We start from the raw sequence: 24,319 nt of genomic DNA on the forward strand, positions 1-24,319 counted from the left end.
GCAGAGCATGACCTCCATCTTCGACCAGCACCTGCCGCGCACGCCCGCTAATCACGCGCCGATGACGCCGCTCGCGTTCCTCGAGCGCTCGGCCGAGGTCCACCCGCAGCGCGTTGCCATCGTCCAGGGTCCGCTCACGCGCACCTGGGCCGAAACCTACGAGCGGTGCCGGCGACTTGCCAGCGCGCTGCGGGCCCGGGGCATCGGCCGCAACGACACCGTCGCCGTCATGCTGCCCAACACGCCCGCGATGGTCGAGGCGCATTTCTTCGTGCCCATGGCCGGCGCCGTCCTCAATGCGCTCAACACCCGCCTCGACGCCGCCACCATCGCCTTCATGCTGGACCACGGCGAGGCCAAGGCCCTGATCGTGGACCCCGAGTTCGCCGGCGGGATCGAGCACGCCCTCTCGCTGCGAAAAAGCCGCGATGCCTTGCTCGTGATCGATGCGGAGGATGCGCAGTTCAACGAAGCGGCCGAGCGCGTGGGTGAGCTGACGTACGAAGAACTCGTGGCCGAGGGAGACCCGGCGTATGCGTGGGAGTGGCCGCAAGACGAGTGGGATGCCATCGCCCTGAACTACACCAGCGGCACGACGGGCAATCCCAAGGGCGTCGTCTACCACCACCGCGGCGCGGCCATGAACGCCGTCTCCAACGTTCTCGAGTGGGACATGCCCAAGCATGCGGTGTACCTGTGGACGCTGCCCATGTTCCACTGCAACGGCTGGTGCTTCCCCTGGACGGTGGCCGCGCGCGCCGGCGTCAACGTCTGCCTGCGCAGGGTCCATGCCGATGCGGTCATCGACGCGATCAAGCGCCATGGCGTGACGCATTACTGCGGCGCGCCCATCGTGCACAGCATGCTGGTGAACGCGCCCCGGGACAAGACGCAAGGCCTGCCCCGCGGCGTGAAGGCGATGGTGGCCGGTGCGGCGCCTCCGGCCTCCATGATCGAAGGCATGGAGCGTCTCGGCTTCGACCTGACGCATGTCTACGGCCTGACCGAGGTGTACGGTCCGGCGACTGTCTGCGCAAAGCACGACAGTTGGGACGACCGCGACATCGGTGAGCGCGCGCAGCTGAACGCCCGACAAGGCGTGCGCTATCACCTGCAGCGGGCCGCGACGGTGATGGACCCCGTCACCATGAGGCCGGTACCCACCGATGGCGAGACCATCGGTGAGGTCATGTTCCGCGGAAACATCACGATGAAAGGCTACCTGAAGAACCCGGCGGCAACGCAGGAAGCGTTTGCCGGCGGTTGGTTTCACACCGGCGACCTCGCGGTTCAGTATCCCGATGGCTACATCAGGATCAAGGACAGGAGCAAGGACGTCATCATCTCCGGGGGAGAGAACATTTCTTCCATCGAGGTGGAAGACGTGATCTACCGCCACTGCGACGTGCTCGCGGCGGCGGTCGTTGCGATGCCGGACAAGAAGTGGGGTGAGACGCCCTGCGCCTTCGTCGAACTCAAGGCCGGGGCGAGTTTGACGCCCTCCGACATCGTGGCGCATTGCCGCCAGCACCTGGCCGCGTTCAAGGTCCCGCGGACGGTGGTCTTCGGTGAACTGCCCAAGACGTCGACCGGCAAGATCCAGAAATTCGAACTGCGTGCCCGGGCGGGCTCGGTCGAAGCGATCACGGCTTCCGAAGGTGCGGCACGAGACTCCGACCAGTAGCGGACCCGTGGGAGAGCTGTTGTCGCCCGAAGTGGCGGCACTTGCTTTATTTGCCCAGCCCGAGTCGCTAGTGGCCGCTGCCAGGAGCGCACCGCGCACGACCTCATAATCGGCCACCCGATGCAAGTTGTCCGCCTTCGATGAGCCAGCCACCCCGAACCGATGCCCCGGCGGCTGGACCGCGCCGGCGCACCGGCGGCCGCAGTGCCCGCGTGATGGCGGCCGTGGCTGACGCGGTGATGAGCGAGCTTACCGAATCGGGCCTCGGCGCCTTCTCGATCCCAAAGGTGGCCGTGCGCTCGGGCGTCAGCAGGTCGTCGATCTATCGCCGCTGGCAGACCAAAACCGACCTGATCACCTTCGCGGCGATCCACCACATCGAAGAGGCGATCCCGATGCCGGACCTGGGCTCGCTGCGCGCCGACCTGCTGCGCATCGTGGAAGAAGTGGCGGTGTTCGTCACGCAGCCAGCCAGCAAGGCGCTGTTCGCCATCGCCTTCGGACCGAATACGGCGGAGAGCGACAGCGTGCAGAACGCGCTGTGGCACATGCGCACCGAGCGGCACCAAGCCGTCTTCGACCGCGCGTTGGCGCGCGGCGAGATCTCGCACGACACCGACACCGGCGAGATCATCGAGCGGGCGATCGGCCCGATCTACATCCGCACCTTCCTCAGCCGCCGTCCGGTCACGCCGGATTTCCTCGAACGGCTCCTCGACGGCACTTTGCCGTCTGCGCCCACGGCCAAGCGCCGCTGAGCCGCGCTTTCCACGCTTCCGTGCCTCTCGGCGCTGCCCGCGAGAAGTTCATCCACGCTCGTCGGAGATAGGTGCTTTCCCTAGATTGCGCAGCCTTCTTGACCGACAACAATGCAACCATTAACGCAGCAAATGTCGCGTTACCGAGTCAAGCCAACTGCTGGAGACACCATGCACCGAGCCCCGTCCCTTTCCCGCGCCCTCGATTCCGGCCGCCGAACCTGGCTGCGCCAGGCAGGCGCGTCGGTGGCCGCATCCATGCTGGGCAGCGGTGCCTTCGCCCAGGACGACACCGTGCGCATCGTCGTGCCTTTCCCCGCGGGCAACCCGATCGATGCCGGCGCGCGCGTGCTCGCCGAATGCCTGCGCGCCACCACCCGGCGCAACCACATCGTGGACAACAAGCCCGGCGCGGGCGGGATCATCGGCAGCGCGGAAGTCGCGCGCGCCAAGCCGGATGGCTCGGTGCTGCTGTTCACCACCGGCGGGCACAACACCACCGCGGTGCTGTACTCCAAGCTGCCCTACGACGTGCTGCGCGACTTCACGCCCATCACGCAGCTGGCCACCTCGCCGGGCTTCGCGCTGCTGGTGCGCAGCGAGTCGCGCTTCAAGACCGTCGCCGACGTGCTGCGCGAAGCCAAGGCCAAGCCCGGGACGGTGAGCTACGGCTCCTTCGGGCCGGGCAACACCACGCACTTGGTCGGCGCGCTGTTCGCCCGCTCCGCCGGCGTCGACCTGCTGCACGTGCCCTTCAAGAGCTCGCCGCTGCAGGACTTGATGGGCGGGCACATCGACCTCACCTGGTTCAACACCTCCGGCGCGCAGGAGTTCATCGACCACGGGAAGATGCGCGCGCTGGCCATCAGCTGGCCGAGCCGCGTGCCGGAGCTGCCCAACGTGCCCACGCTCGCCGAGCTGGGCGTCAAGGACGTGGACATCCCCGCCTGGACCGGCCTGTACGGCCCGCCCCGCATGCCCGCAGCGCTCGTGCAGTCGCTCTACGCCAACGTGGTGGCGGCCTCGCGCCAGCCCGAATACACCACGTGGGCCAAGGGCTCGCGCGTCATCGTCACCAACGTGCCGCCACAGCAGTTCGCCTCGGAAAACGCCGACGAGCTGCGCCGCTACCGCCGCGACATCACGCCGCTGGGCATCAAGCTGGATTGACCCCGGCCCCACCTTTCAACTCCCGAATGCCATGACTTCCTCTCCTTCCTCCTCCACACAAGACACGCAGGTCTTCATCGTCGGCGGCGGGCCCGTCGGCCTCGCCATGGCGGTGCTGCTCGATCGCTTCGAAGTGCCCTTCGTCGTCGTCGAGCGCAACCCGTCCACCACCAACCATCCCAAGTCGCGCGGCTGCTGGCCGCGCACCATGGAGTTGTTCCGCCAGTGGGGTGTGGAAGACAAGATCCGCGCGCGCGGGCTGAACGACGGCACCGACATCTTCGCCTTCGTCGAAAGCATGGCCGGGCGCGAGATCGGCCGCACCACGCCCGAGCCCAGCGCCGCTGCCTTCACGCCGGCGCGCAAGTCGCTGGTCGCGCAGGACGCGGTGGAAGAGGAGCTGTATGCGCTGGCGCGCGAGTCGCGCCACGGACAGGTCCTGTTCTCCACCGAGTGCCTCGGCTTCGAGGATCTCGGCGGCGGCGTGGCGGTGACGACGCGCAACGTGTCCACCGGCGAAGAGCGCCGCTGGCAGGCCAGCTACCTGATCGCGGCCGACGGCGCCGGCAGCTCGGTGCGCCGCAAGCTGGGCATCGAGTTCGACGGCCCCTCGACGCTCGCCGTCATGGCCAACGACTACTGGCGTGCCGATCTTTCGCGCCTGCGCGTCGCGCGCGAGGCCGCGATGTTCCGCGTGCTGCCGAAACAGGAGGGCGTGCCGGTGGCCACCATCCTGAACACCAACGGCCGCGACCGCTGGCTCACGCTGACGCAGATCGGCCTCACGCAGGACGAGCGCGACCACGTGCCGACCGACGACGAAGTCATCGCCATGGTGCGCGCGCACGCCGGCATCCGCGACCTGGAGGTGGAGATCCTCAATCGCTCCACCTGGCGCGTGAGCCGCCAGGTCGCCAAGGAATTCCGCCGCGGCCGCGTGTTCCTGGCGGGTGACGCGGTGCACCGCTTCCCGCCCACGGGTGGCTTCGGACTGAATTCGGGAGTGCAGGACGCGCACAACCTGGCGTGGAAGCTCGCCTACGTGCTCAAGGGGCTGGCGGGCGATCATCTGCTCGACTCGTACGAGGCCGAGCGCCGCCCCGTGGCCGAATCGAACGCGAACTTCAGTTTTGCCAACCGCGAGCGCTACCAGCTGGTGGAGGACGCGATCCGCTCGGGCAACGAGGACCGCATCGCCTTCTGGATCGGCGACTCGGACAACCACCTGCACAGCATCGGCCAGTCGCTGGGCTTCAGCTACGCGAGCGACGCAGTCGTGCCGGACGGCACCGCCGCCAAACCGCTCAATCCGCGCTTCTACGATCCGAGCGACCGGCCCGGTTCGCGCTTTCCGCACATGTGGCTGGATGCCGCGCGGCAGCACTCCACGCTCGACTGGTTCGACCGCGAGTTCGTGCTGGTCGCAGGGCCGCTCGGACACGCTTGGAACGAAGTGGCAGCCCGCGCCGCCGCAGCAGCCGGCGTGGCCGTCCACTTCCGGCAACTGCCGCTGGCCATTCCTTCGCAGGGCTTCCAGATGGGCATGCGCGGGGCGGCGCTGGTGCGCCCCGACGGCCACGTCTGCTATCGCGCCGCATGGCTGCCGCAGGATGCCGCCACTGAAGTGACCGCGGCGCTGGGCAAGGTCCTCGCGCCGGCGGCAAGATCATGAATGTCCTCGGCATCCATCACTTCACCATCCGCTGCCGCCCGGCGGATCTCGAAGGAGTGCGTGCCTTCTACTGCGACGTGCTGGGCATGCGCACGGGGCCGCGGCCCGGGTTCGAGTTCCCCGGGTACTGGCTCTACGTCGGCGACACCGCGGTCGTGCACCTGGCGGCGATCGTGCCGGACGGCGACACGGCCACGCAGGCGGCGGGCAGCGGGTTCGACCACGTGGCCTTGCACGGCACGGACATCGCCGCCACGCGCCAGCGGGTGAGGGCGCTCGGCCTGCCGCTAGAGGAACTGCCGGTGCCAGGTTGGCCGCTGCGGCAGATCTTCCTGAAAGACCCGGTGGGCTCGAAGATCGAACTCACCTTCGACGTGAAGCCCTGAGCGCTTCGGCTCGCGTCGCTAGAGTGCCTGAATGGACCTTCGCCAACTTCGCTATTTCGTCGCGCTCGCCACCCAGCAGCATTACGGCAACGCCGCAGGCGTGCTGCACGTCACGCAGCCCGCGCTCAGCCGCCAGATCCGGCTGCTCGAGGAGGAACTGGGCGTGAAGCTGTTCGAACGCCACGCGCGCGGCGCGGCGCCCACCGACGAGGCGCGGCTGCTGCTCGAACGCGCGATGTTCCTGCTGCGCTATGCGGAGCAGATGAAGTCGGACCTGCAGGCGCGCCAGCGCGAGCCGCGGGGGCCGGTGGCCATCGGCATGTCGCCGGGGCTCGCGCAGCAGCTGTCGGTGATGCTGACCAAGGCGGTGATGCAGAACCTGCCTGAAGTGCGGCTGCGCATCTTCGAGGGCTTCGCGCCTTCGCTGCAGGCGCTGCTGGCCGACGGCGAAGTGGACGTCGCTTTCCTCATCGAGCCCGTCGACCGTTCGAACCTCACCACGGTGCCGCTGCTGAAGGAGCGCATCTGCCTGATCGGCCGGCCTGACGATCCGCGCCTGAACCAGGCGAGCGTGGCCGTGCGGGAGCTCGCGGGCGTGCCGCTCGTGCTGACCGGCATGGTCAAGTCCGGCGTGCGGCTCGAGCTGGAGCTGGCGGCCGCGCGGGCCAAGGTGGAGCTGCGGCACGTGGTGGAGGTGCAGACCGCCGAGGTCGCGCGCAGGCTCGTGCTCGAAGGTGTGGGCCTGGCGGTGCATTTCGCCGCGGCGGTGCAGGAGGACGCGCAGGCGAAGCGGCTGCGCGCCGTGCCGATCGAGGCACTGGCCCTGCAGCGCGTGATCGCGCGCGCGTCGGACCGGCCGGCCTCGCGCGCAACCGAAGGCGTGATGAGCGTCATGCGCATGGTGGTGGAGCGGCACGTGCGGGAAGGCCGGTGGCCGAATGCCGAGCTGTCCTGAAAGCGCACGCCCGATGCCGCCCGGTTATCGAACGAATCAGCCGATTCACTTGGACGTGAACGCGCCGCAAACCTAACCTCCTGCCGTTCCAACGACTGCAGGCAAGCAAGGAGACAAGCCATGATGTACGACCGAAGATTCTTTCTGGCGAGCGCGGCCGCCGCGGCGCTCGCCCCCCATCTCGCGCGAGCCGCGGATCAGGCGCCGCTTCGCATGGTCGTGCCGTTTTCCGCGGGCAGCGGAGCGGACATCCTGGCGCGCGTGCTGGCCGACGCCATCACCACCGGCACCGGGCGTGCGGTCGTGGTGGACAACAAGGCCGGCGCGGGCGGCGTGATCGGCGCGCTCGAAGTGGCGCGCGCGCGGCCCGACGGCAACACGGTGCTCTACACGACAGGCGGCTTCACCACCAATGCGGTGCTGATGAAGAAGCTGCCGTTCGATCCGGTCGCGGACTTCACGCCCATCTCGCGCGTCACGCGAGCCTCGGGGTTCGCGCTGCTGGTGAGCGAGAAGTCGCCCTACAAGACGCTGCACGACTTCGTCGCCGACGCGATGAAGCGGCCGGGCCGGGTCACCTACGGCTCCTCGGGCATCGGCAACACGACGCACGTGATCGGCGCGCTGTTCTGCAAGGGCGTGGGCGTCGATCTGCTGCATATCCCCTTCAAGGGCACACCTTTCACGGACCTGATCGCGCAGACGGTGGATTCGGCCTTCGTCTCGCCGTCGCTGGCCGCCCAGCAGATCCGCTCGGGGCAGCTGCGCGCCCTGGGCATCTCGGGCGACGTGCGCTCGTCGCTGCTGCCCGACACGCCGACCTTCGCGGAGGCGGGCTACAAAGTGCAGGACATCCCTGCCTGGAGCGGTGTGTGGGGGCCGGGCCGGATGACGCCGGCGGCGGTGCAATCGGTCTACGCCGCGCTGGCCAAGGTGGCCAAGGCGCCCGCGATCGAGAAGTACATGCGCGAGAGCGGGGGCGAGCCGGAAGCGTTGCCGCCCGCCGCGTTCGAGGCGTACGTGACGAGCGAGATCGAGCGCTATCGCCGCGTGCTGCCGCCGCTGGGCATCGAGCTCGGCGCTTGAGGAGAAGCACCTTGACGACTTTCATCGATGTGCGCGGAACGCGCACCGCAGTCGAAGTCGAGGGCTCCGGGCCACCGCTCGTGATGCTGCACGGCGCCGAGGGCAGCAGGCGCCAGTTCGCCGCCATCCGGCCGGAGCTCAGTGACCGCTACACCGTCATCACCTACGACCAGCGCGACTGCGGCGAAACCACGGCCCCGGAGGTCGCACCCACGCTCGCCGAGCTGGCCGACGATGCACGCGCGCTGCTCGAAGCGCTGGGCCATGCGTCGGCTTTCGTGTTCGGCACCTCCTTCGGCGGGCGGGTGGCGCAGGCCCTGGCGGTGCGCCATGGCTCCGCGGTGCGCCGCCTCGTGCTGGCCAGCACCTGGCCTTCATCGGTGTCGCTCGCGAGCGCCAACCCGGAGATCGTGCAGGCGCTCGGGCGCCTGCGCGCCGGCCTGCCGGCCACGGCAGAACAGATGGCGGAGATCTTCTTTCCGGCGGATTACCTTCAGGCGCATCCGGACGCGCGCGCGTACTTCAAGTCGGCGCCAGCGCGTTCGGCGCGTTCCGACCGCCGGGCGGCGGCGGTGGGGGACCTGCCCGACCTGGACCTCTCGCGCATCGCGCAGCCCACCTTGGTGATGGCCGGCACGGCCGACCGCCTGGTGCCCGCCGAACTGACGCTGTCGCTGAAGGACCGCGTCGGCGGGGCCGTGCGGACGGTGCTGCTGCCCGGCGTGGGACACCTGAGCGTCGCGCAGGCGCCCAAGGAAGTGGCCTCGCACCTGCGCGAGTTCCTCGTTTGAATTTCCTGGATGACCTTCGGCGCAAGGCGCGCCTGGAGATGCTTCGATGATTGATGTTCCCGTTCTGATCGTGGGGGGCGGCCCGGTGGGCCTGACCGCTTCCATCTACCTGTCGCACTTCGGCATCCGTTCGCTGCTGGTGGAGCGGCACCCGGGCACCGCCGTGCTGCCCAAGGCCCGTGCGCTCAATGCGCGCACGATGGAGATGTACCGGCAGATGGGCCTGGAGGAGGAGATCCGCGCCGTGAGCATGCCGCAGAAGTTCGCGGGCGCGGTGCTCTGGTCCGAGACGCTCGGCGGCCCCGTCATCAAGCGCCTGGAGGCGCCGAGGGGGCATGGCGAGGCGGTTTCATTCTCCGTGTCGGGCAACCTGGGCTGCTCGCAGGACGTGCTGGAACCGGTGCTGCGCCGCCGCGCCGAGGCCGCGAGCGCGGCGCAGGTCTGCTTCGGCACCGAGCTGCTGTCGTTCACCCCTTCGGACGAAGGCGTGCGCGCCACCGTCCGCCATGAGTCGGGCGAGCAGGAAGAAGTCAAGGCGCGTTACCTGGTCGCGGCCGACGGCGCGCGCAGCAAGATCCGCGAGCAGCTGGGCATCGCGCGGCGCGGCGAGCCCGACGTCTACGACAGCGTCAACATCCACTTCCGCGCCGACCTCACGCCCTGGATGGCCGATCGCCCCGCGGCGCTCTACCTGATCGAGCAGCCCGAGCTGCGCGGGACCTTCCTTACCATCAACGGAACGGACCGCTGGGGCTTCCTCGTCACCTCGCTGTCGCACTACGGCTTCACGCCCGAGCAGTTCACGCCCGAGTTCTGCATCGAGATCATCCGCCGCGCGGTGGACGACAAGCAGGTGCCCATCGAGGTGCTGGGCGTGGGCGCGTGGAAGGCTTCGGCCATGGTGGCCGAGCGCTACCGCGCCGGGCCCGTGTTCCTCGCGGGGGATGCGGCGCATGAGATGCCGCCCACCGGCGGCTTCGGCCTGAACACCGGTGTGCAGGATGCGCACAACCTGGCGTGGAAGCTGGCGGCGGTGCTGCGCGGCGAAGCGGGTGAGGCCTTGCTGGACACCTACGATCCCGAGCGCCGCCCCGTGGGCGAAGCCGTGACGCAGTCCAGCCTGCTCAACGCGCTCTCGATGGGCCGCACCTCGAAGCAGGACAAGGCGGTGCTGCCGCGCAAGGAGTTTCTGGCCGAGATCGGCCTGGTGTTCGGCGCGCATTACGCGTCCAGCGCGGTCGTGCCCGAGGGCGGCGCCGCGCCGGCAGGCGACCCCATCCTCGAGTACGTGCCCAGCGCCGCGCCGGGCTGCCGCGCCCCGCACGTGGCGCTGACGAAGTCGGGCCAGCGCTTGTCCACGCTCGACCTGTTCGGCCGCGGCTTCGTGCTGCTGACGGCGCCGCAAGGCGTAGCCTGGCGCGACGCCGCGGGCACGCTGGCCGTGCAAGTCGAAAGCATCGTGATCGGCGAGGCGCTGCGCAGCGAGGAGAACGGGCGCTGGCTCGCTGTCTACGGGCTGCAGCAAGACGGCGCCGTGCTGGTGCGCCCGGACGGCCACGTCGGCTGGCGCTCGACGTCGGCAGCGGACCACCCGGCGCAGGCGCTGCAGGCCGCGCTGGACGCGATTCTTTCGCGGAGCAGCTGATGGCCGTCGCGGTCTCGACCATCCATCACTTCACCATCGGCTGCACCGTCGAGGAGCTCCCGCCGCTGCTGGCGTTCTACACGCGCACGCTGGGCCTGAAGGAGGGCTACCGGCCCGCGCTGCGCCACCCGGGCCACTGGCTCTACGCGGGCGGGCACGCGATCCTGCACCTCAATGCGCTGCTGCAGACCTCCCACGCGCAGTCCGTGGGGCCCGTCGACCACATCGCGCTGAAGGCGACCGGACTGGCGTCCACGCGCGAGGCCCTGCGTGCCGCCGACGTGGCCTTCCGCGAGACGCCGCTCACGGGCACCTCGCTCTACCAGGTGTTTCTGCAGGACCCGCTGGGCCTGACGGTGGAACTCAATTTCGATCTCACCGCGGAAACCTCGGAAGCAGGAACCGTCGCATGAACGAAGCCCCCGAGTGGCGCGTGCCGGTGACGCGCGAATTCATCGCACGCGACTTTCGCTTCCACACCGGCGAGACCGTGCCCGAACTGCGCCTGGGCTACACCGTCCTGGGCAACCCCGAGGGCAAGCCCGTGCTCGCGCTGCACGGCACGGGTGGGCATGGCGCGGGCCTGCTGACGAAGGAATTCGGCGGCGCGCTGTTCGGCTCCGGCGGTGTGCTCGACGCCGCGGAGCACTTCATCGTGCTGCCCGACGCGATCGGCCACGGCCGCAGCGCCAAACCCTCCGACGGGCTGCGCAGGAGCTTCCCGCGCTACAACTACGAAGACATGGTGCAGGGGCAGTACCGCGTGGTGCATGAGGCGCTGGGCCTGCGCCATCTGCGGCTGGTGTTCGGCATCTCCATGGGTGGCATGCACGCGTGGCAATGGGGCATCCGCCATCCGCGGTTCATGGACGCGCTGGTGCCGCTGGCATCGTCGCCCGTGGCCATGGGCGGGCGCAACTGGCTGCTGCGCCGCCTGCTCGTCGACCAGGTTCGCAGCGACCCGGCCAGTGCCCGGCGCGCGTGGGAGTTCTTCAACGTCGCGACCAATGGCGGCACGCTCGCGCTGCAGGCCGCGGCGCCCGACGTCGAGGCCGCCGACCGATGGCTGGCGGCCCGGCGCGCGCAGCCCTTCGAGACCGACGCCGACGACCTGCTGTACCAGTACGACGCCTCGCGCGACTACGACCCGTCGCCCGCGCTCGAAAGCATTCGCGCGCACGTGCTCGCCATCAACTCGGCCGACGACGAGCGCAACCCGCCCGAGCTCGGCGCCACCGAAAGCGCGATGGCGCGCCTGGCCCATGGCCGCCAGCTGCTGATCCCCGGCAGCCGCGAGACCGCCGGCCACGGCACCGTGCGCGCCGCGCGGCTGTGGGTGCAGGCCTGCGGCGATTTCCTGGCTGCCGTGCCTTCACCCGAGAGCCTTACGACATGAAAACGCGAATCACCGAACTCTTCGGCATCGAGCATCCGATCGTGCAAGGCGGCATGCATTGCGTGGGCCTGGCGCCGCTGGCCGCGGCCGTTTCCAACGCCGGCGGGCTGGGCATGGTCACGGCCCTCACGCTGCCCACGCCCGAGGCGCTCGCGGCCGAGATCCGACAGTGCCGTGAGCGCACCGACAAACCCTTCGGCGTGAACCTCACCTTCCTGCCCTCCGTGCGCCAGCCGGACTACCCCGGCTATGTGCGCGCCATCATCGAAGGCGGCGTGAAGATCGTAGAGACCGCGGGCCGCAACCCCGAAAGCGTGCTGCCGACGCTGCACGAGGCGGGCGTGGCGGTCATCCACAAGTGCACCTCGGTGCGGCACGCGCTCAAGGCGCAGAGCCTGGGCTGCGACGCCATCAGCGTGGACGGCTTCGAATGCGCCGGCCACCCCGGCGAGGACGACGTGCCCAACTTCATCCTGCTGCCGCGCGCGGCCGACGAGTTGAAGGTGCCCTTCATCGCCTCGGGCGGCATGGTGGACGGGCGCTCGCTCGTCGCGGCGCTGGCCCTGGGGGCGGCGGGCGTCAACATGGGCACGCGCTTTCTCGCCACCCGGGAGGCGCCCGTGCACCCGAACGTCAAGAACGCGATCGTGCGCGCCACCGAGCTGGACACGCGCCTGGTGATGCGGCCGCTGCGCAACACCGAGCGCGTACTGTCCAACCCCGCGGTCGAGGAGCTGATCGCGCGCGAACGCCGCATCGGCGCCGGCGTGCAGTTCAGCGACATCGCCGACCTGGTGGCCGGCGTTTACCCCAAGGTCATGCACGAAGGCCAAGTGGACGCGGGCGCGTGGAGCTGCGGCATGGCCGCGGGGCTGATCCACGACCTCCCGTCAGTGGCCGAGCTCGTGGCGCGGATCATGGACGAAGCACGCACTCTCGTGCGCACGCGCCTGGCCCGCGTGTTCGACTAACCCTTTCTTTCGGAGACACGCCCATGCTGGGTCTGATGCAGAACCAACCCTTGCTCATTTCCTCGCTGATCGAGTTCGCGCAGCGCCACCACGGCGACGGCGAGATCGTCTCGCGCCGCGTGGAGGGCGACCTGCACCGCTATCGCTGGGCCGACTGCGCGCGGCGCTCGCGCCAGGTCGCGCGCGCGCTGGACGCGATGGGCCTGCAGTTCTCTGACCGCGTGGCCACGCTGGCGTGGAACGGCTACCGGCACCTCGAGCTGTACTTCGGCGTCAGCGGCTCGGGCCGCGTGCTGCACACGCTCAACCCGCGCCTGCACCCCGACCAGGTGATGTGGATCGCGAATCACGCCGAGGACCAGGTGCTGTGCTTCGAGCTGAGCTTCCTGCCGATGGTGCAGGCCATGCACGCGCGCTGCCCCGGCATCCGGCAGTACGTGGCGCTGTGCGACGCCGACCGGCTGCCGGCCGACAGCGGCATCCCCAACCTGGTGAGCTACGAGGCCTGGATCGGCGCGCAGCCCACCGACTATGCGTGGCCCTCGTTCGACGAGAACTCCGCATCGAGCATGTGCTACACGAGCGGCACCACCGGCAACCCTAAGGCGGCGCTGTACAGCCACCGCTCGACAATCCTGCACGCCTACGCCGCGGCGCTGCCGGACGTGATGAACCTGTCGGCATGCGACTCGGTGCTGCCGGTGGTGCCGATGTTCCACGTCAACGCTTGGGGACTGCCATATTCGGCGGCGCTCACGGGCTGCAAGGTGGTCTTCCCTGGCGGCCAGCTCGATGGCAAGTCGGTGTACGAGCTGATCGAGGCCGAAGGCGTGACCTTCGCGGCCGGCGTGCCGACGGTGTGGCAGATGCTGCTGGCGCACATGAAGCCGGACGGCCTGCGCTTTTCCACGCTCCAGCGCACCATCATCGGCGGCTCGGCGTGCCCGCCCGCGATGATCGAAGCCTTCCGCGACGATTACGGCGTGGAGGTGCTGCACGGCTGGGGCATGACCGAGATGAGCCCCCTGGGCACCGTGTGCACGCTCAAGAAGAAGCACGATGCGCTGCCGCGCGAGGAGCAGACCAAGATCCTGCTCAAGCAGGGCCGCGCGCTGTTCGGCGTGGACATGAAGATCGTCGGTCCGGACGGGGCCGAGCTGCCGTGGGACGGCATGACCTTCGGCAACCTGCTGGTCAAGGGCCCATGGGTGCTGCGCGAGTACTTCAAGGGCGAGGGCGGCGATCCGCTGGTCGACGGCTGGTTTCCCACCGGCGACGTGGCCACCATCGATGCCGACGGCTTCATGCAGATCACCGACCGCAGCAAGGACGTGATCAAGTCGGGCGGCGAGTGGATCAGCTCCATCGACGTCGAGAACATCGCGATGGCGCATTCGGCCGTGCAGATGGCCGCATGCATCGGCGTGCGCCACCCCAAGTGGGACGAGCGGCCCATCGTGGTGGTCGTGAAGAAGCCGGGCGCGCAGCTCACGCGCGAGGCGCTGCTGCGGTTCTTCGAGGGCAAGATCGCCAAGTGGCAGATGCCCGACGACGTGGTTTTCGTCGATGCCATCCCGCTGGGCGCCACCGGCAAGATGCTCAAGGCCAGGCTGAGGGAACAGCTCGAAGGCTACCAGCTGCCCAGCCTGCAGGCCGTGGACGCATGAGGAGGCTCGCATGATGGGACTGTCTCCACTGGCCCTGGCCGAGCTTGCGGCTCTGGGCGTCGCCACTGGCTTTCTCGCAGGCCTTCTGGGCATCGGCGGCGGCATGCTGATGGTGCCCTTCATCACCATCATCCTGGCGGGGCGCGGGGTCTCGTCCGCGCTGGCCGTGAAGATCGCGATCGCCACCTCGATGGCCACGATCGTGTTCACGTCGGTGTCGAGCGTGCGCGCGCACCACCAGCGCGGCACGCTGCGCTGGGACATCGTCGGCCGCCTTGCACCCGGCATCGTCGTCGGTAGCCTGGTGAGCAGCATGGGCGTGTTCGCGCACGTCAAGGGCAGCTGGCTGGCCGTGTTCTTCGGCCTGTTCGTGAGCTTCTCGGCCACGCAGATGTTCCTGGACCGCAAGCCGCAGCCCACGCGTCAGATGCCGGGTCGCGGAGGCCAGATCGCTGCGGGCGGCGCCATCGGTTTTCTCTCGGGGCTGGTCGGCGCCGGCGGCGGCTTCATCAGCGTGCCGTTCATGACGTGGTGCAACGTCGCGATTCACAGCGCGGTGGCGACCTCCGCGGCCCTGGGTTTTCCGATCGCGCTGGCCAACGTGCTGGGTTACGTGGTGGCGGGGCAGGGTGTCGCCGATCTGCCGGCGGCCTCGTTCGGCTACATCTGGCTGCCGGCGCTGGCCGTGCTGGCCGCCTGCAGCATCGCCACCGCGCCGCTGGGCGCGCGCGCCGCGCACGCCTTGCCCGTCAAGGTGCTCAAGCGGGTGTTCGCCGCGGTGCTGTACGGGCTGGCGGCGTACATGCTCTACAAGGGCATCGCGACCTGGCACGCCGCATGACGAACCATGATCCACAAGGGCAAGACAGCGCATCGGCGGCGCTGGCCGGCATCGCGTCGGGCGACACCGTGAGGGTCGGCGGATTCGGCAGCGCGGTCCTGCCGGTCGATCTGCTGCATGCGGTGCTGGACAGCGGCGTGCGCGACTTGACGGTGATCTCCAACAACGCGGGCTACGACCGAGAGGGCGTGGCGGACAAACGGATCGCCGCTCCGCATATCGACGGCTATCCGGAGCAATGCTCCGTTAACCCAGTTCCAGGGAAAGGACAAGACGATGACCACCAAGACCACGATGAAGGCGGTGCGCCTGCATGGGTTCGGCGGGCCCGAAGTGCTGCGCTACGAGGATGCGCCGGTGCCTCGACTGCAAGCGGGCGAAGTGCTGGTGCGCGTGCGCGCCGTGGGGCTGAACCCGCCCGACTGGTACCTGCGCGAGGGCTACAAGTCGCTGCCGCCCGAGTGGCGGCCCAAGGGCGCGTTCCCGCTGATTCCGGGCACCGACGTGTCGGGCGTGGTGGATGCCGTCGCGCCGGACGTGAGCGGCTTCGCGCCCGGCGACGAGGTCTATTCGATGGTGCGCTTTCCCAGCGGCGTGTTCGAGGGCAGCAAGGCCTACGCCGAGTACGTGAGCGTGCCGGCCAACGAGCTCGCGCGCAAGCCCACGGCCATTGACCACGTGCATGCGGCGGCGGCGCCGATGTCCCTGCTGACGGCCTGGCAGTTCCTGATCGATCTGGGTCACGACGAGCAGAACCCCCTGCAGCCGCATCAGCACGTGCCGGTGCCGCTGCAGGGGCGCACAGTGCTCGTCAACGGCGCGGCCGGCGGCGTCGGCCACTTCGCGGTGCAGCTGGCGAAGTGGAAGGGCGCACGCGTGATCGCGGTGGCGTCCGGCAGGCACGAGGCGCTGCTGCGCGAACTGGGCGCCGATGAATTCATCGACTACGCGAAGACGAACGCGGATGAAGCGGTGCGCGACATCGATCTCGTCGTTGATTCCATCGGTGGCCCGGCCACGGGTCGCTTCCTGCGCACGATCAAGCGCGGCGGCGCCCTGTTCCCGATCTTCCCTCTCGGCTTCGACGCAATCGAGGAGGCGCGCAACCGGGGCGTGACCGTCTCGGCCACGCAGGTGCGATCGAACGGCGCGCAATTGGCGCAGCTCTCGCGGCTGCTGGACGACGGCACGATCCGCGTCGTGGTGGACAGCACCTTCGCGCTGGCAGATGCGCGCACCGCGCACGAACGCGCCGCGCGCGGGCACATTCAGGGCAAGATCGTCCTCACCGTCGACTGAGCCGCGGAGAGCGTCCCCATGAATCGAATAGAAAAGCCCGAAGATGTGCCTCCAGCGTTTGAAGCCGCTTGGAACACCCACGACATGAAGGCCCTCGGGGCACTATTCCGTGACGATGCGACATTCGTCAACCGGTTCGGGCACTACGTGCGCGGCATCGAGGAGATCGTCAAGCTGCATGCGCCCATCCACGCAACCATCTACAGCGATTCCACGCTGGAGAACGAACTCATCGACGTGGCCCCGATCAGCGACGATGCGGCAGTCATGCACTTCTGGAGTCGCCTCACGGTCGGTGTGGCTCATCCTGCGGGCCCGCACGTTGTCGACACATTGATCCTTGCTGTTCTCACACGGCAGGTTGGCCAGTGGGGAATCAAGGCGCTTGAGAACGTCACGCTGACGAATCCAAGAACGGGAGAAGCCGTGTTGAGAGCCGACCGGGGTTCTTGATCGAGCGGCAGAATGCGGCCAGAAGTGGCCTTCGGGCCACTGCGGCGTCAGCGACCGATCCGAGTAGAAGCGGACGCTGAAGCTCTGCTCCGGTTGGCGGTCGCCACAAGTGCGACAGTGGCGCACGCGCTGCCTGTCTGTCGACTGCAAGCGCCCAGAGAAGACCGGCCAACGTATCGCCGTTCTGCGCGCTTGGCTGAATGACAGTTACTGCGGAGGAGGCAGCTTGATCTGACGCGCGATCCTCGCCCACTCCACCGTCTCGCTGCGAAACGAGCGATCTGTCTCTTCAGGTGTCGAGGTCGCGACATTGAGGCCGAGGTCAGCCAGCTGCCGTTTGACGGCTGGCTCGTTCAGGACTTGGGCGGTATCCTGGTGGATCTTCTGGAGAATCGGGCCCGGCGTTCCCTTGGGGGCGATGAAGGCGAGGTAGGGCGTGATGTCGACGCCGGCATACGACTCGTTGACGGCAGGCACCTTCTCGAAGCCCGCGATCCGCTTCGGGCCGAACGACGCGATCATCTTTATGCGGTTGGCCTTGACGAACTGCACGCTCGAATCATGCGGATTGATGACCAGGTCCAGGCGCCCGCCCATGAGTTCTGACAGCGCTTGCGACCAACCCGGGAAGTTCACATGGACCATGTCAATCCCTGAGGCGTACATGAATTGACGGAATCCCGCGTAGGTGGCGCCGAAGCCGCCCGTGCCCCAGTTGAGTTGGCCCGGATGGGCCTTCGCATAGGCCACCAACTCGGGAATCGAGTTGAACGGGGCATCGTTGCGGGCGACCAGAGCCATCTCCAGGTTCACCACGCGCGTGATTCCACTGAAGTCGTCGTAGGTGTAGGGAATGATCTTGTAGAACAGCGGGTTGTTGGCGACCGTCGCACCGGTCACGCCGATCGTGTAGCCGTCCGGCTTGGACTTGACGATGTAGTCGGTGGCGATGATGTTGCTGGCGCCGGGCTTGTACTCGATGACGACGGGCTGCTTCCACTTTTCCTGCAGCAGCGGCGAGATGATCCGGAACACCTGGTCACCGCCGCCAGGGGTGAACGGCAGGATGATGCGGACCGGCGCCTTGGGCCAGTCCTGGGCAGGAGCCGGGGTGGACATGAGCGTCGTGGCGGCGATGCCGGCCGCGGCACACAGGGACAGCATCGATTTCGTCATCGTCATTTCAAAAGCTCCGCGCGTTGCGTTTCGGTCAGGCTGTCCCGTTCCCAGGCCACCTGCGAACGACAGCGGCTGGGGTCTTGATCCCGGTCTTCGTAGTAGCAGTGGTAGTGGGCGAAGGCGTGGTAGACGCGCCGCAGTTCCTCCACGGCGGTGCGGTGCAGGTCCACGCGCAGGTCCCACAGGGCCTGGGGCTTTTGGGGCCCGGTGACGACCACGCATGCCGAGCGCTCGGCCATGTGCGAGGTGGCGCTGCCCTGGCCTCCGGCGTCGCGGCCGCATTCCAACGACTGGATGAGCCGTTCGACCAGCGGCTGTCCTGGCTCGGCACAGAAGCCTGCGGCCATCGCGTCCAGCACGTGTTCGCCGACCAGGACGTTGCCGAACACCACGTGGTCGGTGCCGACCTTCTGGCCGGCCCATCCGGCGACCGCACTGCCTGTGTGGGCGGCCACGCGTCCATCTCGGGTCATGACAGCGATCTGGCGCAGGCTCTCGTGTGCGTCGTCCTGCACCAGCGCCTGCACGACGCTCTGGCTGGAGTAACCGAGGGCAAGCAGCTTGTTCGCCAAGTGGGCGTTTCCTTTGCGCACGTTTGCCTGCGTCATGGCGACGCCGAAGCCACCGTGGGCGCCCTGGGCAAAAGAACCGCACGCCAGGGAGTAGGTTGCTATTGCGATGCCGACCTCATGGGTCTTTGGGCATCGGCCAATCACGGAGTAGGTCATGTCGGGGAAAGTGGGTTGATGCCCCCGATTCTTCCGATCTCGTTGCGCTGCGAAAAGCAGGAAATCTGGAGTGACCCTTCGGAAAATCCGCTGGCCACAAGGAGGCCTCGGAGCGCAGAAGGCGCTGCGGGACCTTAGCTCACGCGGACCGCAGCTTCGGTCGCTCCTGATGCTCCTGGTTGGCAAGGAAGTCGAGCAGCGCCCGTGACTGCCTGGACAGCTCGTCGCGACTGCGCACGCAGAGCTTCAGCGGGAGCTTGGCCCACGAGTCCTCCAGTTCGGTGACGCGCAAGGGAACGCGCTTTTGCATGCGTTCCGCGGCGGACGCCGGCACGATGCCGATGCCGACCCCATCGGCGACCAGCTCGCAGGTCATCGAGAAGCTCCGCAGCTGCACGCTGTAGCGCAGCGGCTTTCCTTCGTCGGCCGCATGCTGCTGCAGCATGGTGTGCATCCAGCTGCCGCGACCGGGTCCGACAAACTCGAAACCCAGGAAGTCGACGAAGCGCCGGCCGACCAGCGGCGCGACATCCGTGCTGGAAATCACCACGTAACGGTCCAGCGCGAACGGGATCGTCTCCAGCCCCTTGGTGTCCACGGGCTCCGCCACCACCCCGATGTCTGCACTGCCATCGACGACCGCCTGGGGAATCTGGTGGTTGACCAGCTCCTCGATGGTCAACGTCGTGCTGGGATTGCGGCGCAGGTAGGTGCTGATCGGCTTGTGCAGGAACTCGTACAGCGACACCGTGTTGCAGTAGAGCTTGATGAAGCTCTTGGCGCGATTTCCGTACTCCGCCAAGTCGTCGTTCATGCGTTGAACTTCGTTCAGCAGGCGAAAACCGTGCTCCAGCAGCTTGCGGCCTGCCTCGGTGGGCACTACGCCAGTGCGCGCGCGGGTCAGCAAGGGCGTGCCCATCTCGATCTCCATCTCCTTGATGCGAGCGCTGATGGACGCCGCTGCGCGGTGGGACCGCTCGGCGCCCAGTGCGATGCTGCCGGCCTGCACCACGTTGACGAAGATTCGCAGGTCGGAGATGTCGAAGCGCACCATGTCATGGTCCAGAAAGTGATGCAGGAGGAGGAGGGTCGCAGTCGGGGCAAGGCTCGCATGCAAGCTTGGTGCCTGCAACAGGTCAAACGCCAACATCGGATTTTCCGAAGCTTGCCTCGACAGAATCAGTTTGTGCAGTCATTGCGATCGCTGAAGAATGGACCGCGTCACACAACTGCAACACACCGGATTCGACACGGACATACGCCCCAACCTGCAAGCGCTGCAAGCGCTGATCGCGCGCAAGAACATCGACGCACTGGTATGCATGAGCCCGGAGAACTTCACCTATCTGGCCGGCGCCTACATCACCACGCTCAAGACGATCCGCCCGCGGCACGCCTTTGCCATCCTGACCCGGCGAGGCTGCGCCCGCGCTATCGTCTGCGGCATCGAAGAAGACCTGGTGCGCGTCGAAAGTTGGATGGCGGACGTGCTCCCCTACACCGAGTTCCGCGACGATCCCATCACCTGCCTGGCGGATACCTTGCAGGAAATGGGACTGGGCTCCGCCAGCATCGGTTTCGACATGGAGTACGTGCCGGCCGCGGCATTCGCCCGCCTCACCGCCTTGCTGCCCGAAGCGCAGTTCATCGACACCACCGAGGCTGTCGCAGCCGTGCGCGCCATCAAGTCCGCCACCGAGGTTGCGTGGCTGGAGAAGACCACACGCGAGACACACCGGGCCATAGTCGAAGCGCTCGCCGAAAGCCGCCTGGGCGACACCGACCAACTGATCGCCAACCGCATCATCAAGCGCATGTTCGACCAGGGGGCCAGCGGCGTCCAGCATTTTCACTTGGCCTCGGGACCTCGCACGCCGCAGATCCACAACGCACCGTCGCCGGACGCCACCCGCGTCTCGGAGATCCTGCGGCTGGACGTCGGCGGCACCTACGGCGCGTATGCGAGCGATGTTGCACGAACTTATTCCACCGGGGAACCCCGTCCGATGCACCGCGAGGTCTACCGCGCGCTCTGCGAGGTACAGGCGCTGACCATCGCTTCCATCAGGCCCGGCGTCACCGCAGGCGAGTTGTTCGAGACCTGCCGTGCAGCGTTCGCAGACCGTGGCCTGCCCTGCACGCTGCCGCATGTCGGCCATTCCTTCGGCATCGAAGCGCATGAGAGTCCCATGATCCGCCCTGGCGAGGACACGGTGCTGGTGCCCGGCATGGTGATCAACATCGAGCCGCTCACCAGGGACGAGGACGGCAACCTCTACCACACCGAGGACCTGGTGGTCGTCACCGAGGGCGGAACCCGTCTACTCACCCATGGCCTGGCACCGCGCGACATCCCGGTACTCGGACAAGCACTGACGCTGGCGTAGCCGGCCTTCTCCGCAGCCCGTGCGCTGCGGCTTCCGATCCATCCCAGCTATTTCAACCAGGGCAGCGTCCCCCCAGGGGACAGACCACGTCCGCCTCTCGCGCGGCCAGCCCGCATCGCACTTGTGCAGGAGTCTTTCATGCGCTTTCTCAAGACCGGTCTGGTGCTCGCCGCCTTCGCCCTAAGCCCTGCGGCGTTCGCCCTGAAGAAGTGGGACTTGGCCTCGGCCTTCGTCACCAGCAATCTCCATGTGGCCAACCTGGCGGAATTCGCCGCCGATGTCGAGAGGGGAACGCAGGGACAGCTGCGCATCACCCTGCATGCCAATTCCAGTCTGTTCAAGGGCAGCGAGATCAAGCGCGCTGTGCAAGGCGGCCAGGTCCAGGCCGGCGAAATTCTGATGACCGCCTACGAGAACGAAAGTGCCGTCCTGGGCGTTGACGGCGTGCCGTTCCTTGCGACCAGCTACGCCGATGCGCGCAAGCTGTACCAGGTGCAGAAGCCGGTGCTGCAGGCCTACCTGGAGAAGCAGGGCATAGTGCTGTTGTACTGCGTGCCGTGGCCGGCTTCCGGCATCTACAGCAAGCGGGCGGTCGACTCCATCGCCGACATGCGGGGCATCAAATGGCGCGCCTATTCGCCGGCCACGACGCGCATGGGAGAGCTGATGCAGGCGCAGCCGGTGACCGTGCAGCCGGCGGAGCTCAGCCAGGCCCTCATTACTGGCGTGGTCGAGGCCTTCATGACATCCACGCAGACCGGTGTCGACAGCCGCGCATATGAGCAGGTCAAGTATTTCTACGACCTGCAGGCTGGCCTGCCCAAGAACGCCGTCTTCGTGAACGCCAAGGCGTTCCGGTCTCTCAGTGTGGAGCAGCAGCAGGCCGTGATGAAGGCCGCCGAGGCCGCCGAGGACCGGGGCTGGCAACTGAGCAACGAGTGGAACGAGGCTTCGAAAAGAACTCTGCGCGAGAAGGGCATGACCGTCTCCGAGCCCTCGCCAACGCTGCGCGCGGACGTGCAGCGGATGGGCCAGCAGTTGCTGCAGGACTGGCAGAAGAAAGCCGGTCCGGATGCGGCCGGGATCGTCACGCAGTATCAGCAACTGCGCGCCAGCGACAGTCAGGCGGTGCGCAAGTGAGGCGGCTGCTCGACGCCGTCTACGAAGCCTGCGGTTACCTGGGCGCGTTCTGCGTGCTGACCATCTGCGTGGTCATGGTTGGGCAGAGCCTGGGCCGGGTTGCGGGCATGCCCACCGGTGGCGCCAACGACCTGGTCGCGTGGCTGTGCGCAGCGGCCGCGTTCCTGCCCATGGCGCATGCATTCAGGCATGGCGATTTCGTCCGGGTGACCCTGGTCTTCGACAAGCTGGGAGCTCGGTCCGGGCGTGTGCTCGAGGTGGTGGCCCTGTGCGTGGCGTGCATCGCCATCGCCTACCTGGCCTGGTGGGCCACCGTGTTCACCTGGGAAAGCTGGGAGTTCCACGAAATGGGCACCGGCATGCTGGCCTGGCCACTGTGGATTCCCCAACTCAGCTTCGTGGTGGGTGCCTGGGTCTTCTTGATCGCCGTGCTCGACGAGGCCGCCATCGTGCTGCGCGGCGGTGTGCCGACCTACGTCGCCGCCGTCCAGGAACGCCATGCGCGAGGCGACTTCTCTTCCGACATCTGAAAGCACCTTTGCGATGGAAACTCTTGGAATCGGCCTGCTGCTGCTCGTCCTGATGCTGGTGTTGCTGGCAGGCGGCTTGTGGATCGCGATGACGCTCGCCCTCTGTGGTTGGGTCGGGCAGTTCTTCTTCACCGCCACTGAGCCCGGTAAGAATCTGTTCTCGGCGTTCTGGGACAGCAATGCCTCCTGGGAGCTGGCAGCACTGCCCCTGTTTATCTGGATGGGTGAGATTCTTTTCCGGACCAAGCTCAGCGAAGAGATGTTCGAAGGCTTGCGGCCGTGGCTCAACCGCATCCCTGGCCGGCTTATGCACACGACCGTGCTGGGCTGCGGCATCTTCGGGTCGGTCTGTGGCTCTTCGGCCGCCACCTGCGCCACCATCTCCAAGGTCGCCCTGCCGGAACTCAGAAGGCGCGGCTACGACGAGAACCTGGCCTTGGGCGCCCTGGCCACCAGTGGAACCCTGGGCATCCTGATCCCGCCGTCGATCACCATGGTCGTGTACGCCGTGGCTGCCGATGCTTCAGTGATTCGGATCTTTCTGGCCGGCTTCCTGCCCGGGCTGCTTCTGATGGGGCTGTTCATGGGCTACATCGGCTGGTGGTCGGCACGCCATCCTGAGCGCATGCCGCCTGCCGATCCGCCAACCAGTTTGCGCCAGAAGCTGCGCGCGAGCGGCAACCTCATTCCTTGTGCGGCGCTCATCGTCTTCATCGTGTGGGTGCTGGTGGCCGGCTACGCGACGGCGACGGAGTGTGCAGCCTGCGGCGTGGTGGGCTCGCTCGCCATCGCGGCCTGGGGGCGGTCGCTAACCGTGCGCAACTTCATGGACGGGCTGGTCGGCGCCACCCGCGCCAGTTGCATGATCATGTTCATCTTGGGCGGCGCCGCATTCCTGACAAAGACGATGGCGTTCACTGGCATTCCGCTCGCGCTCGCCGGTTGGGTGGACGGCATGCAGCTGTCGCCTCAGGCAATGATTGCTGCCCTGGTTGTGGTCTACCTCGTGTTGGGCACGGCGCTTGACGGCATCTCGATGATCGTGCTGACCACCGCGGTCGTGCTGCCCATGATCCAGAAGGCAGGTTTCGACTTGGTCTGGTTCGGCATCTTCGTCGTCATGCTGGTGGAAATCGCCCAAGTGACGCCCCCGGTCGGCTTCAATCTGTTCGTCCTGCAGAACATGACGGGCAAGGACAGCACCGTCATCGCCAAGGCAGCCATCCCGTTCTTTTTCTGCCTCATCGTCTGCATTGCGCTGCTCACGGTGTTTCCGAGCATCGTGACCGTTCTCCCCAACCTTGTCATGGGGCCTGAGCGATAGCCACGCCCTGCCCATCCATTTGTCTAGAGGGAAATCCGACGATGACTTACCGCTTGATCGCCCGTTGCCAGCGCTCTCAAGGCAGACGAGCTGGTGCGCCGCTGCTCAGGCATCGTCGTCGAGCAGGTTCAGGGAAGGCTCTTCCATGGTTGATCGCAGAGCAAGGCATCCGGCCTCCCAAGCGCTCTTGTCTGTGGTGAAGCTGAGTTCCGAGCGCGCGAAGGCTCAAAGCTGGGCACGTCATCGAGAGTTTCGAG

General features: G+C 67.5%; 23 protein-coding genes and 1 pseudogene. 21 read left to right on the forward strand and 3 right to left on the reverse strand.

Annotated elements, in window-relative coordinates; all coding sequences use genetic code 11:
• Nucleotides 1-7 precede the first annotated feature (7 nt).
• From E5CHR_RS10945 to E5CHR_RS11025, 17 genes and pseudogenes are all read left to right on the forward strand, one after another.
• Nucleotides 8-1,684 (forward strand): acyl-CoA synthetase, encoded by a 1,677-nt coding sequence (locus E5CHR_RS10945; protein ID WP_162579695.1) that lies wholly within the window; start codon nucleotides 8-10, stop codon nucleotides 1,682-1,684.
• Nucleotides 1,685-1,824: 140 nt separating this feature from the next.
• Complete coding sequence (locus E5CHR_RS10950) at nucleotides 1,825-2,442, forward strand: TetR/AcrR family transcriptional regulator (RefSeq protein WP_162579696.1); 618 nt, start codon at nucleotides 1,825-1,827, stop codon at nucleotides 2,440-2,442.
• A gap of 171 nt (nucleotides 2,443-2,613) precedes the next feature.
• On the forward strand, nucleotides 2,614-3,612 hold the full coding sequence (locus E5CHR_RS10955; protein WP_162579697.1) for a Bug family tripartite tricarboxylate transporter substrate binding protein: 999 nt from the start codon (nucleotides 2,614-2,616) through the stop codon (nucleotides 3,610-3,612).
• Nucleotides 3,613-3,643: 31 nt separating this feature from the next.
• On the forward strand, nucleotides 3,644-5,284 hold the full coding sequence (locus E5CHR_RS10960) for an FAD-dependent monooxygenase (protein ID WP_162579698.1): 1,641 nt from the start codon (nucleotides 3,644-3,646) through the stop codon (nucleotides 5,282-5,284).
• Nucleotides 5,281-5,670, forward strand: coding sequence for a VOC family protein (locus tag E5CHR_RS10965; RefSeq protein WP_162579699.1), 390 nt, complete (start codon nucleotides 5,281-5,283; stop codon nucleotides 5,668-5,670). Before E5CHR_RS10960 ends, E5CHR_RS10965 begins: the two co-directional genes overlap by 4 nt.
• 31 nt (nucleotides 5,671-5,701) lie before the next feature.
• The gene (locus E5CHR_RS10970) at nucleotides 5,702-6,625 is read left to right on the forward strand and encodes a LysR family transcriptional regulator (protein ID WP_162579700.1); all 924 of its coding nucleotides are present in this window, start codon (nucleotides 5,702-5,704) and stop codon (nucleotides 6,623-6,625) included.
• Between the two features lie 120 nt (nucleotides 6,626-6,745).
• Nucleotides 6,746-7,711 carry a tripartite tricarboxylate transporter substrate binding protein gene (locus E5CHR_RS10975; RefSeq protein ID WP_162579701.1) on the forward strand — a complete coding sequence of 322 codons (966 nt, stop codon included), beginning with the start codon at nucleotides 6,746-6,748 and terminating at the stop codon, nucleotides 7,709-7,711.
• Nucleotides 7,712-7,722: 11 nt separating this feature from the next.
• Nucleotides 7,723-8,502: an alpha/beta fold hydrolase gene (locus E5CHR_RS10980; protein ID WP_162579702.1), complete on the forward strand. Its 780-nt coding sequence runs from the start codon at nucleotides 7,723-7,725 to the stop codon at nucleotides 8,500-8,502.
• Nucleotides 8,503-8,548: 46 nt separating this feature from the next.
• Nucleotides 8,549-10,147, forward strand: coding sequence for an FAD-dependent monooxygenase (locus tag E5CHR_RS10985; protein WP_162579703.1), 1,599 nt, complete (start codon nucleotides 8,549-8,551; stop codon nucleotides 10,145-10,147).
• Nucleotides 10,147-10,560, forward strand: coding sequence for a VOC family protein (locus E5CHR_RS10990; protein ID WP_162579704.1), 414 nt, complete (start codon nucleotides 10,147-10,149; stop codon nucleotides 10,558-10,560). Before E5CHR_RS10985 ends, E5CHR_RS10990 begins: the two co-directional genes overlap by 1 nt.
• The gene (locus E5CHR_RS10995; protein ID WP_162579705.1) at nucleotides 10,557-11,543 is read left to right on the forward strand and encodes an alpha/beta fold hydrolase; all 987 of its coding nucleotides are present in this window, start codon (nucleotides 10,557-10,559) and stop codon (nucleotides 11,541-11,543) included. Before E5CHR_RS10990 ends, E5CHR_RS10995 begins: the two co-directional genes overlap by 4 nt.
• Nucleotides 11,540-12,514: an NAD(P)H-dependent flavin oxidoreductase gene (locus E5CHR_RS11000; protein WP_162579706.1), complete on the forward strand. Its 975-nt coding sequence runs from the start codon at nucleotides 11,540-11,542 to the stop codon at nucleotides 12,512-12,514. The genes E5CHR_RS10995 and E5CHR_RS11000 overlap by 4 nt, the downstream gene beginning before the upstream one ends.
• 23 nt (nucleotides 12,515-12,537) lie before the next feature.
• Entirely contained in the window at nucleotides 12,538-14,181 is a 1,644-nt protein-coding gene (locus E5CHR_RS11005) for a 3-(methylthio)propionyl-CoA ligase (protein WP_162579707.1), read from the forward strand.
• 13 nt (nucleotides 14,182-14,194) lie between these two features.
• Complete coding sequence (locus E5CHR_RS11010; protein WP_162583680.1) at nucleotides 14,195-15,022, forward strand: sulfite exporter TauE/SafE family protein; 828 nt, start codon at nucleotides 14,195-14,197, stop codon at nucleotides 15,020-15,022.
• Nucleotides 15,019-15,186 (forward strand): annotated as a pseudogene (locus E5CHR_RS31720) (CoA-transferase); the annotation flags it as partial. The gene E5CHR_RS11010 and the pseudogene E5CHR_RS31720, both read left to right, overlap by 4 nt.
• Before the next feature lie 112 nt (nucleotides 15,187-15,298).
• Nucleotides 15,299-16,321, forward strand: a complete 1,023-nt coding sequence (locus E5CHR_RS11020) for an NADP-dependent oxidoreductase (RefSeq protein WP_162579708.1) — start codon at nucleotides 15,299-15,301, stop codon at nucleotides 16,319-16,321.
• Nucleotides 16,322-16,339: 18 nt separating this feature from the next.
• Nucleotides 16,340-16,774 carry an SgcJ/EcaC family oxidoreductase gene (locus E5CHR_RS11025; RefSeq protein ID WP_162579709.1) on the forward strand — a complete coding sequence of 145 codons (435 nt, stop codon included), beginning with the start codon at nucleotides 16,340-16,342 and terminating at the stop codon, nucleotides 16,772-16,774.
• A gap of 207 nt (nucleotides 16,775-16,981) precedes the next feature.
• Here E5CHR_RS11025 and E5CHR_RS11030 read toward each other — a convergent pair whose 3' ends face one another.
• The 3 genes from E5CHR_RS11030 to E5CHR_RS11040 all read right to left on the reverse strand — a co-directional run bounded on the left by E5CHR_RS11030 (nucleotide 16,982) and on the right by E5CHR_RS11040 (nucleotide 19,735).
• Entirely contained in the window at nucleotides 16,982-17,956 is a 975-nt protein-coding gene (locus tag E5CHR_RS11030) for a Bug family tripartite tricarboxylate transporter substrate binding protein (RefSeq protein WP_162579710.1), read from the reverse strand.
• Nucleotides 17,953-18,681 (reverse strand): DUF1028 domain-containing protein, encoded by a 729-nt coding sequence (locus E5CHR_RS11035; RefSeq protein WP_162579711.1) that lies wholly within the window; start codon nucleotides 18,679-18,681, stop codon nucleotides 17,953-17,955. Before E5CHR_RS11035 ends, E5CHR_RS11030 begins: the two co-directional genes overlap by 4 nt.
• 139 nt (nucleotides 18,682-18,820) lie before the next feature.
• Entirely contained in the window at nucleotides 18,821-19,735 is a 915-nt protein-coding gene (locus tag E5CHR_RS11040) for a LysR family transcriptional regulator (RefSeq protein WP_162579712.1), read from the reverse strand.
• 157 nt (nucleotides 19,736-19,892) lie between these two features.
• Between E5CHR_RS11040 and E5CHR_RS11045 the strand changes: the two genes are divergently transcribed.
• The 4 genes from E5CHR_RS11045 (at nucleotide 19,893) to E5CHR_RS11060 (ending at nucleotide 24,062) form a co-directional block, all read left to right on the forward strand.
• Nucleotides 19,893-21,068: a M24 family metallopeptidase gene (locus E5CHR_RS11045; RefSeq protein ID WP_162579713.1), complete on the forward strand. Its 1,176-nt coding sequence runs from the start codon at nucleotides 19,893-19,895 to the stop codon at nucleotides 21,066-21,068.
• Between the two features lie 138 nt (nucleotides 21,069-21,206).
• Nucleotides 21,207-22,208: a TRAP transporter substrate-binding protein gene (locus tag E5CHR_RS11050; RefSeq protein ID WP_162579714.1), complete on the forward strand. Its 1,002-nt coding sequence runs from the start codon at nucleotides 21,207-21,209 to the stop codon at nucleotides 22,206-22,208.
• Nucleotides 22,205-22,738 carry a TRAP transporter small permease subunit gene (locus E5CHR_RS11055; RefSeq protein WP_174255714.1) on the forward strand — a complete coding sequence of 178 codons (534 nt, stop codon included), beginning with the start codon at nucleotides 22,205-22,207 and terminating at the stop codon, nucleotides 22,736-22,738. The genes E5CHR_RS11050 and E5CHR_RS11055 overlap by 4 nt, the downstream gene beginning before the upstream one ends.
• A 13-nt stretch (nucleotides 22,739-22,751) precedes the next feature.
• Nucleotides 22,752-24,062 carry a TRAP transporter large permease gene (locus tag E5CHR_RS11060; RefSeq protein WP_162583682.1) on the forward strand — a complete coding sequence of 437 codons (1,311 nt, stop codon included), beginning with the start codon at nucleotides 22,752-22,754 and terminating at the stop codon, nucleotides 24,060-24,062.
• Nucleotides 24,063-24,319: the final 257 nt, after the last annotated feature.

It is taken from the genome of Variovorax sp. PBS-H4, assembly GCF_901827205.1.
GTDB lineage: Bacteria > Pseudomonadota > Gammaproteobacteria > Burkholderiales > Burkholderiaceae_C > Variovorax.

Bases quoted from the DNA above. Each gene is read 5' to 3' on its own strand.
- E5CHR_RS10945 (WP_162579695.1), top strand. From the start codon at position 8: ATGACCTCCATCTTCGACCAGCACCTGCCGCGCACGCCCGCTAATCAC.
- E5CHR_RS10950 (WP_162579696.1), top strand. From the start codon at position 1,825: ATGAGCCAGCCACCCCGAACCGATGCCCCGGCGGCTGGACCGCGCCGG.
- E5CHR_RS10955 (WP_162579697.1), top strand. From the start codon at position 2,614: ATGCACCGAGCCCCGTCCCTTTCCCGCGCCCTCGATTCCGGCCGCCGA.
- E5CHR_RS10960 (WP_162579698.1), top strand. From the start codon at position 3,644: ATGACTTCCTCTCCTTCCTCCTCCACACAAGACACGCAGGTCTTCATC.
- E5CHR_RS10965 (WP_162579699.1), top strand. From the start codon at position 5,281: ATGAATGTCCTCGGCATCCATCACTTCACCATCCGCTGCCGCCCGGCG.
- E5CHR_RS10970 (WP_162579700.1), top strand. From the start codon at position 5,702: ATGGACCTTCGCCAACTTCGCTATTTCGTCGCGCTCGCCACCCAGCAG.
- E5CHR_RS10975 (WP_162579701.1), top strand. From the start codon at position 6,746: ATGATGTACGACCGAAGATTCTTTCTGGCGAGCGCGGCCGCCGCGGCG.
- E5CHR_RS10985 (WP_162579703.1), top strand. From the start codon at position 8,549: ATGATTGATGTTCCCGTTCTGATCGTGGGGGGCGGCCCGGTGGGCCTG.
- E5CHR_RS10990 (WP_162579704.1), top strand. From the start codon at position 10,147: ATGGCCGTCGCGGTCTCGACCATCCATCACTTCACCATCGGCTGCACC.
- E5CHR_RS10995 (WP_162579705.1), top strand. From the start codon at position 10,557: ATGAACGAAGCCCCCGAGTGGCGCGTGCCGGTGACGCGCGAATTCATC.
- E5CHR_RS11000 (WP_162579706.1), top strand. From the start codon at position 11,540: ATGAAAACGCGAATCACCGAACTCTTCGGCATCGAGCATCCGATCGTG.
- E5CHR_RS11005 (WP_162579707.1), top strand. From the start codon at position 12,538: ATGCTGGGTCTGATGCAGAACCAACCCTTGCTCATTTCCTCGCTGATC.
- E5CHR_RS11010 (WP_162583680.1), top strand. From the start codon at position 14,195: ATGGGACTGTCTCCACTGGCCCTGGCCGAGCTTGCGGCTCTGGGCGTC.
- E5CHR_RS11020 (WP_162579708.1), top strand. From the start codon at position 15,299: ATGACCACCAAGACCACGATGAAGGCGGTGCGCCTGCATGGGTTCGGC.
- E5CHR_RS11025 (WP_162579709.1), top strand. From the start codon at position 16,340: ATGAATCGAATAGAAAAGCCCGAAGATGTGCCTCCAGCGTTTGAAGCC.
- E5CHR_RS11030 (WP_162579710.1), bottom strand. From the start codon at position 17,956: ATGACGATGACGAAATCGATGCTGTCCCTGTGTGCCGCGGCCGGCATC.
- E5CHR_RS11035 (WP_162579711.1), bottom strand. From the start codon at position 18,681: ATGACCTACTCCGTGATTGGCCGATGCCCAAAGACCCATGAGGTCGGC.
- E5CHR_RS11040 (WP_162579712.1), bottom strand. From the start codon at position 19,735: ATGGTGCGCTTCGACATCTCCGACCTGCGAATCTTCGTCAACGTGGTG.
- E5CHR_RS11045 (WP_162579713.1), top strand. From the start codon at position 19,893: ATGGACCGCGTCACACAACTGCAACACACCGGATTCGACACGGACATA.
- E5CHR_RS11050 (WP_162579714.1), top strand. From the start codon at position 21,207: ATGCGCTTTCTCAAGACCGGTCTGGTGCTCGCCGCCTTCGCCCTAAGC.
- E5CHR_RS11060 (WP_162583682.1), top strand. From the start codon at position 22,752: ATGGAAACTCTTGGAATCGGCCTGCTGCTGCTCGTCCTGATGCTGGTG.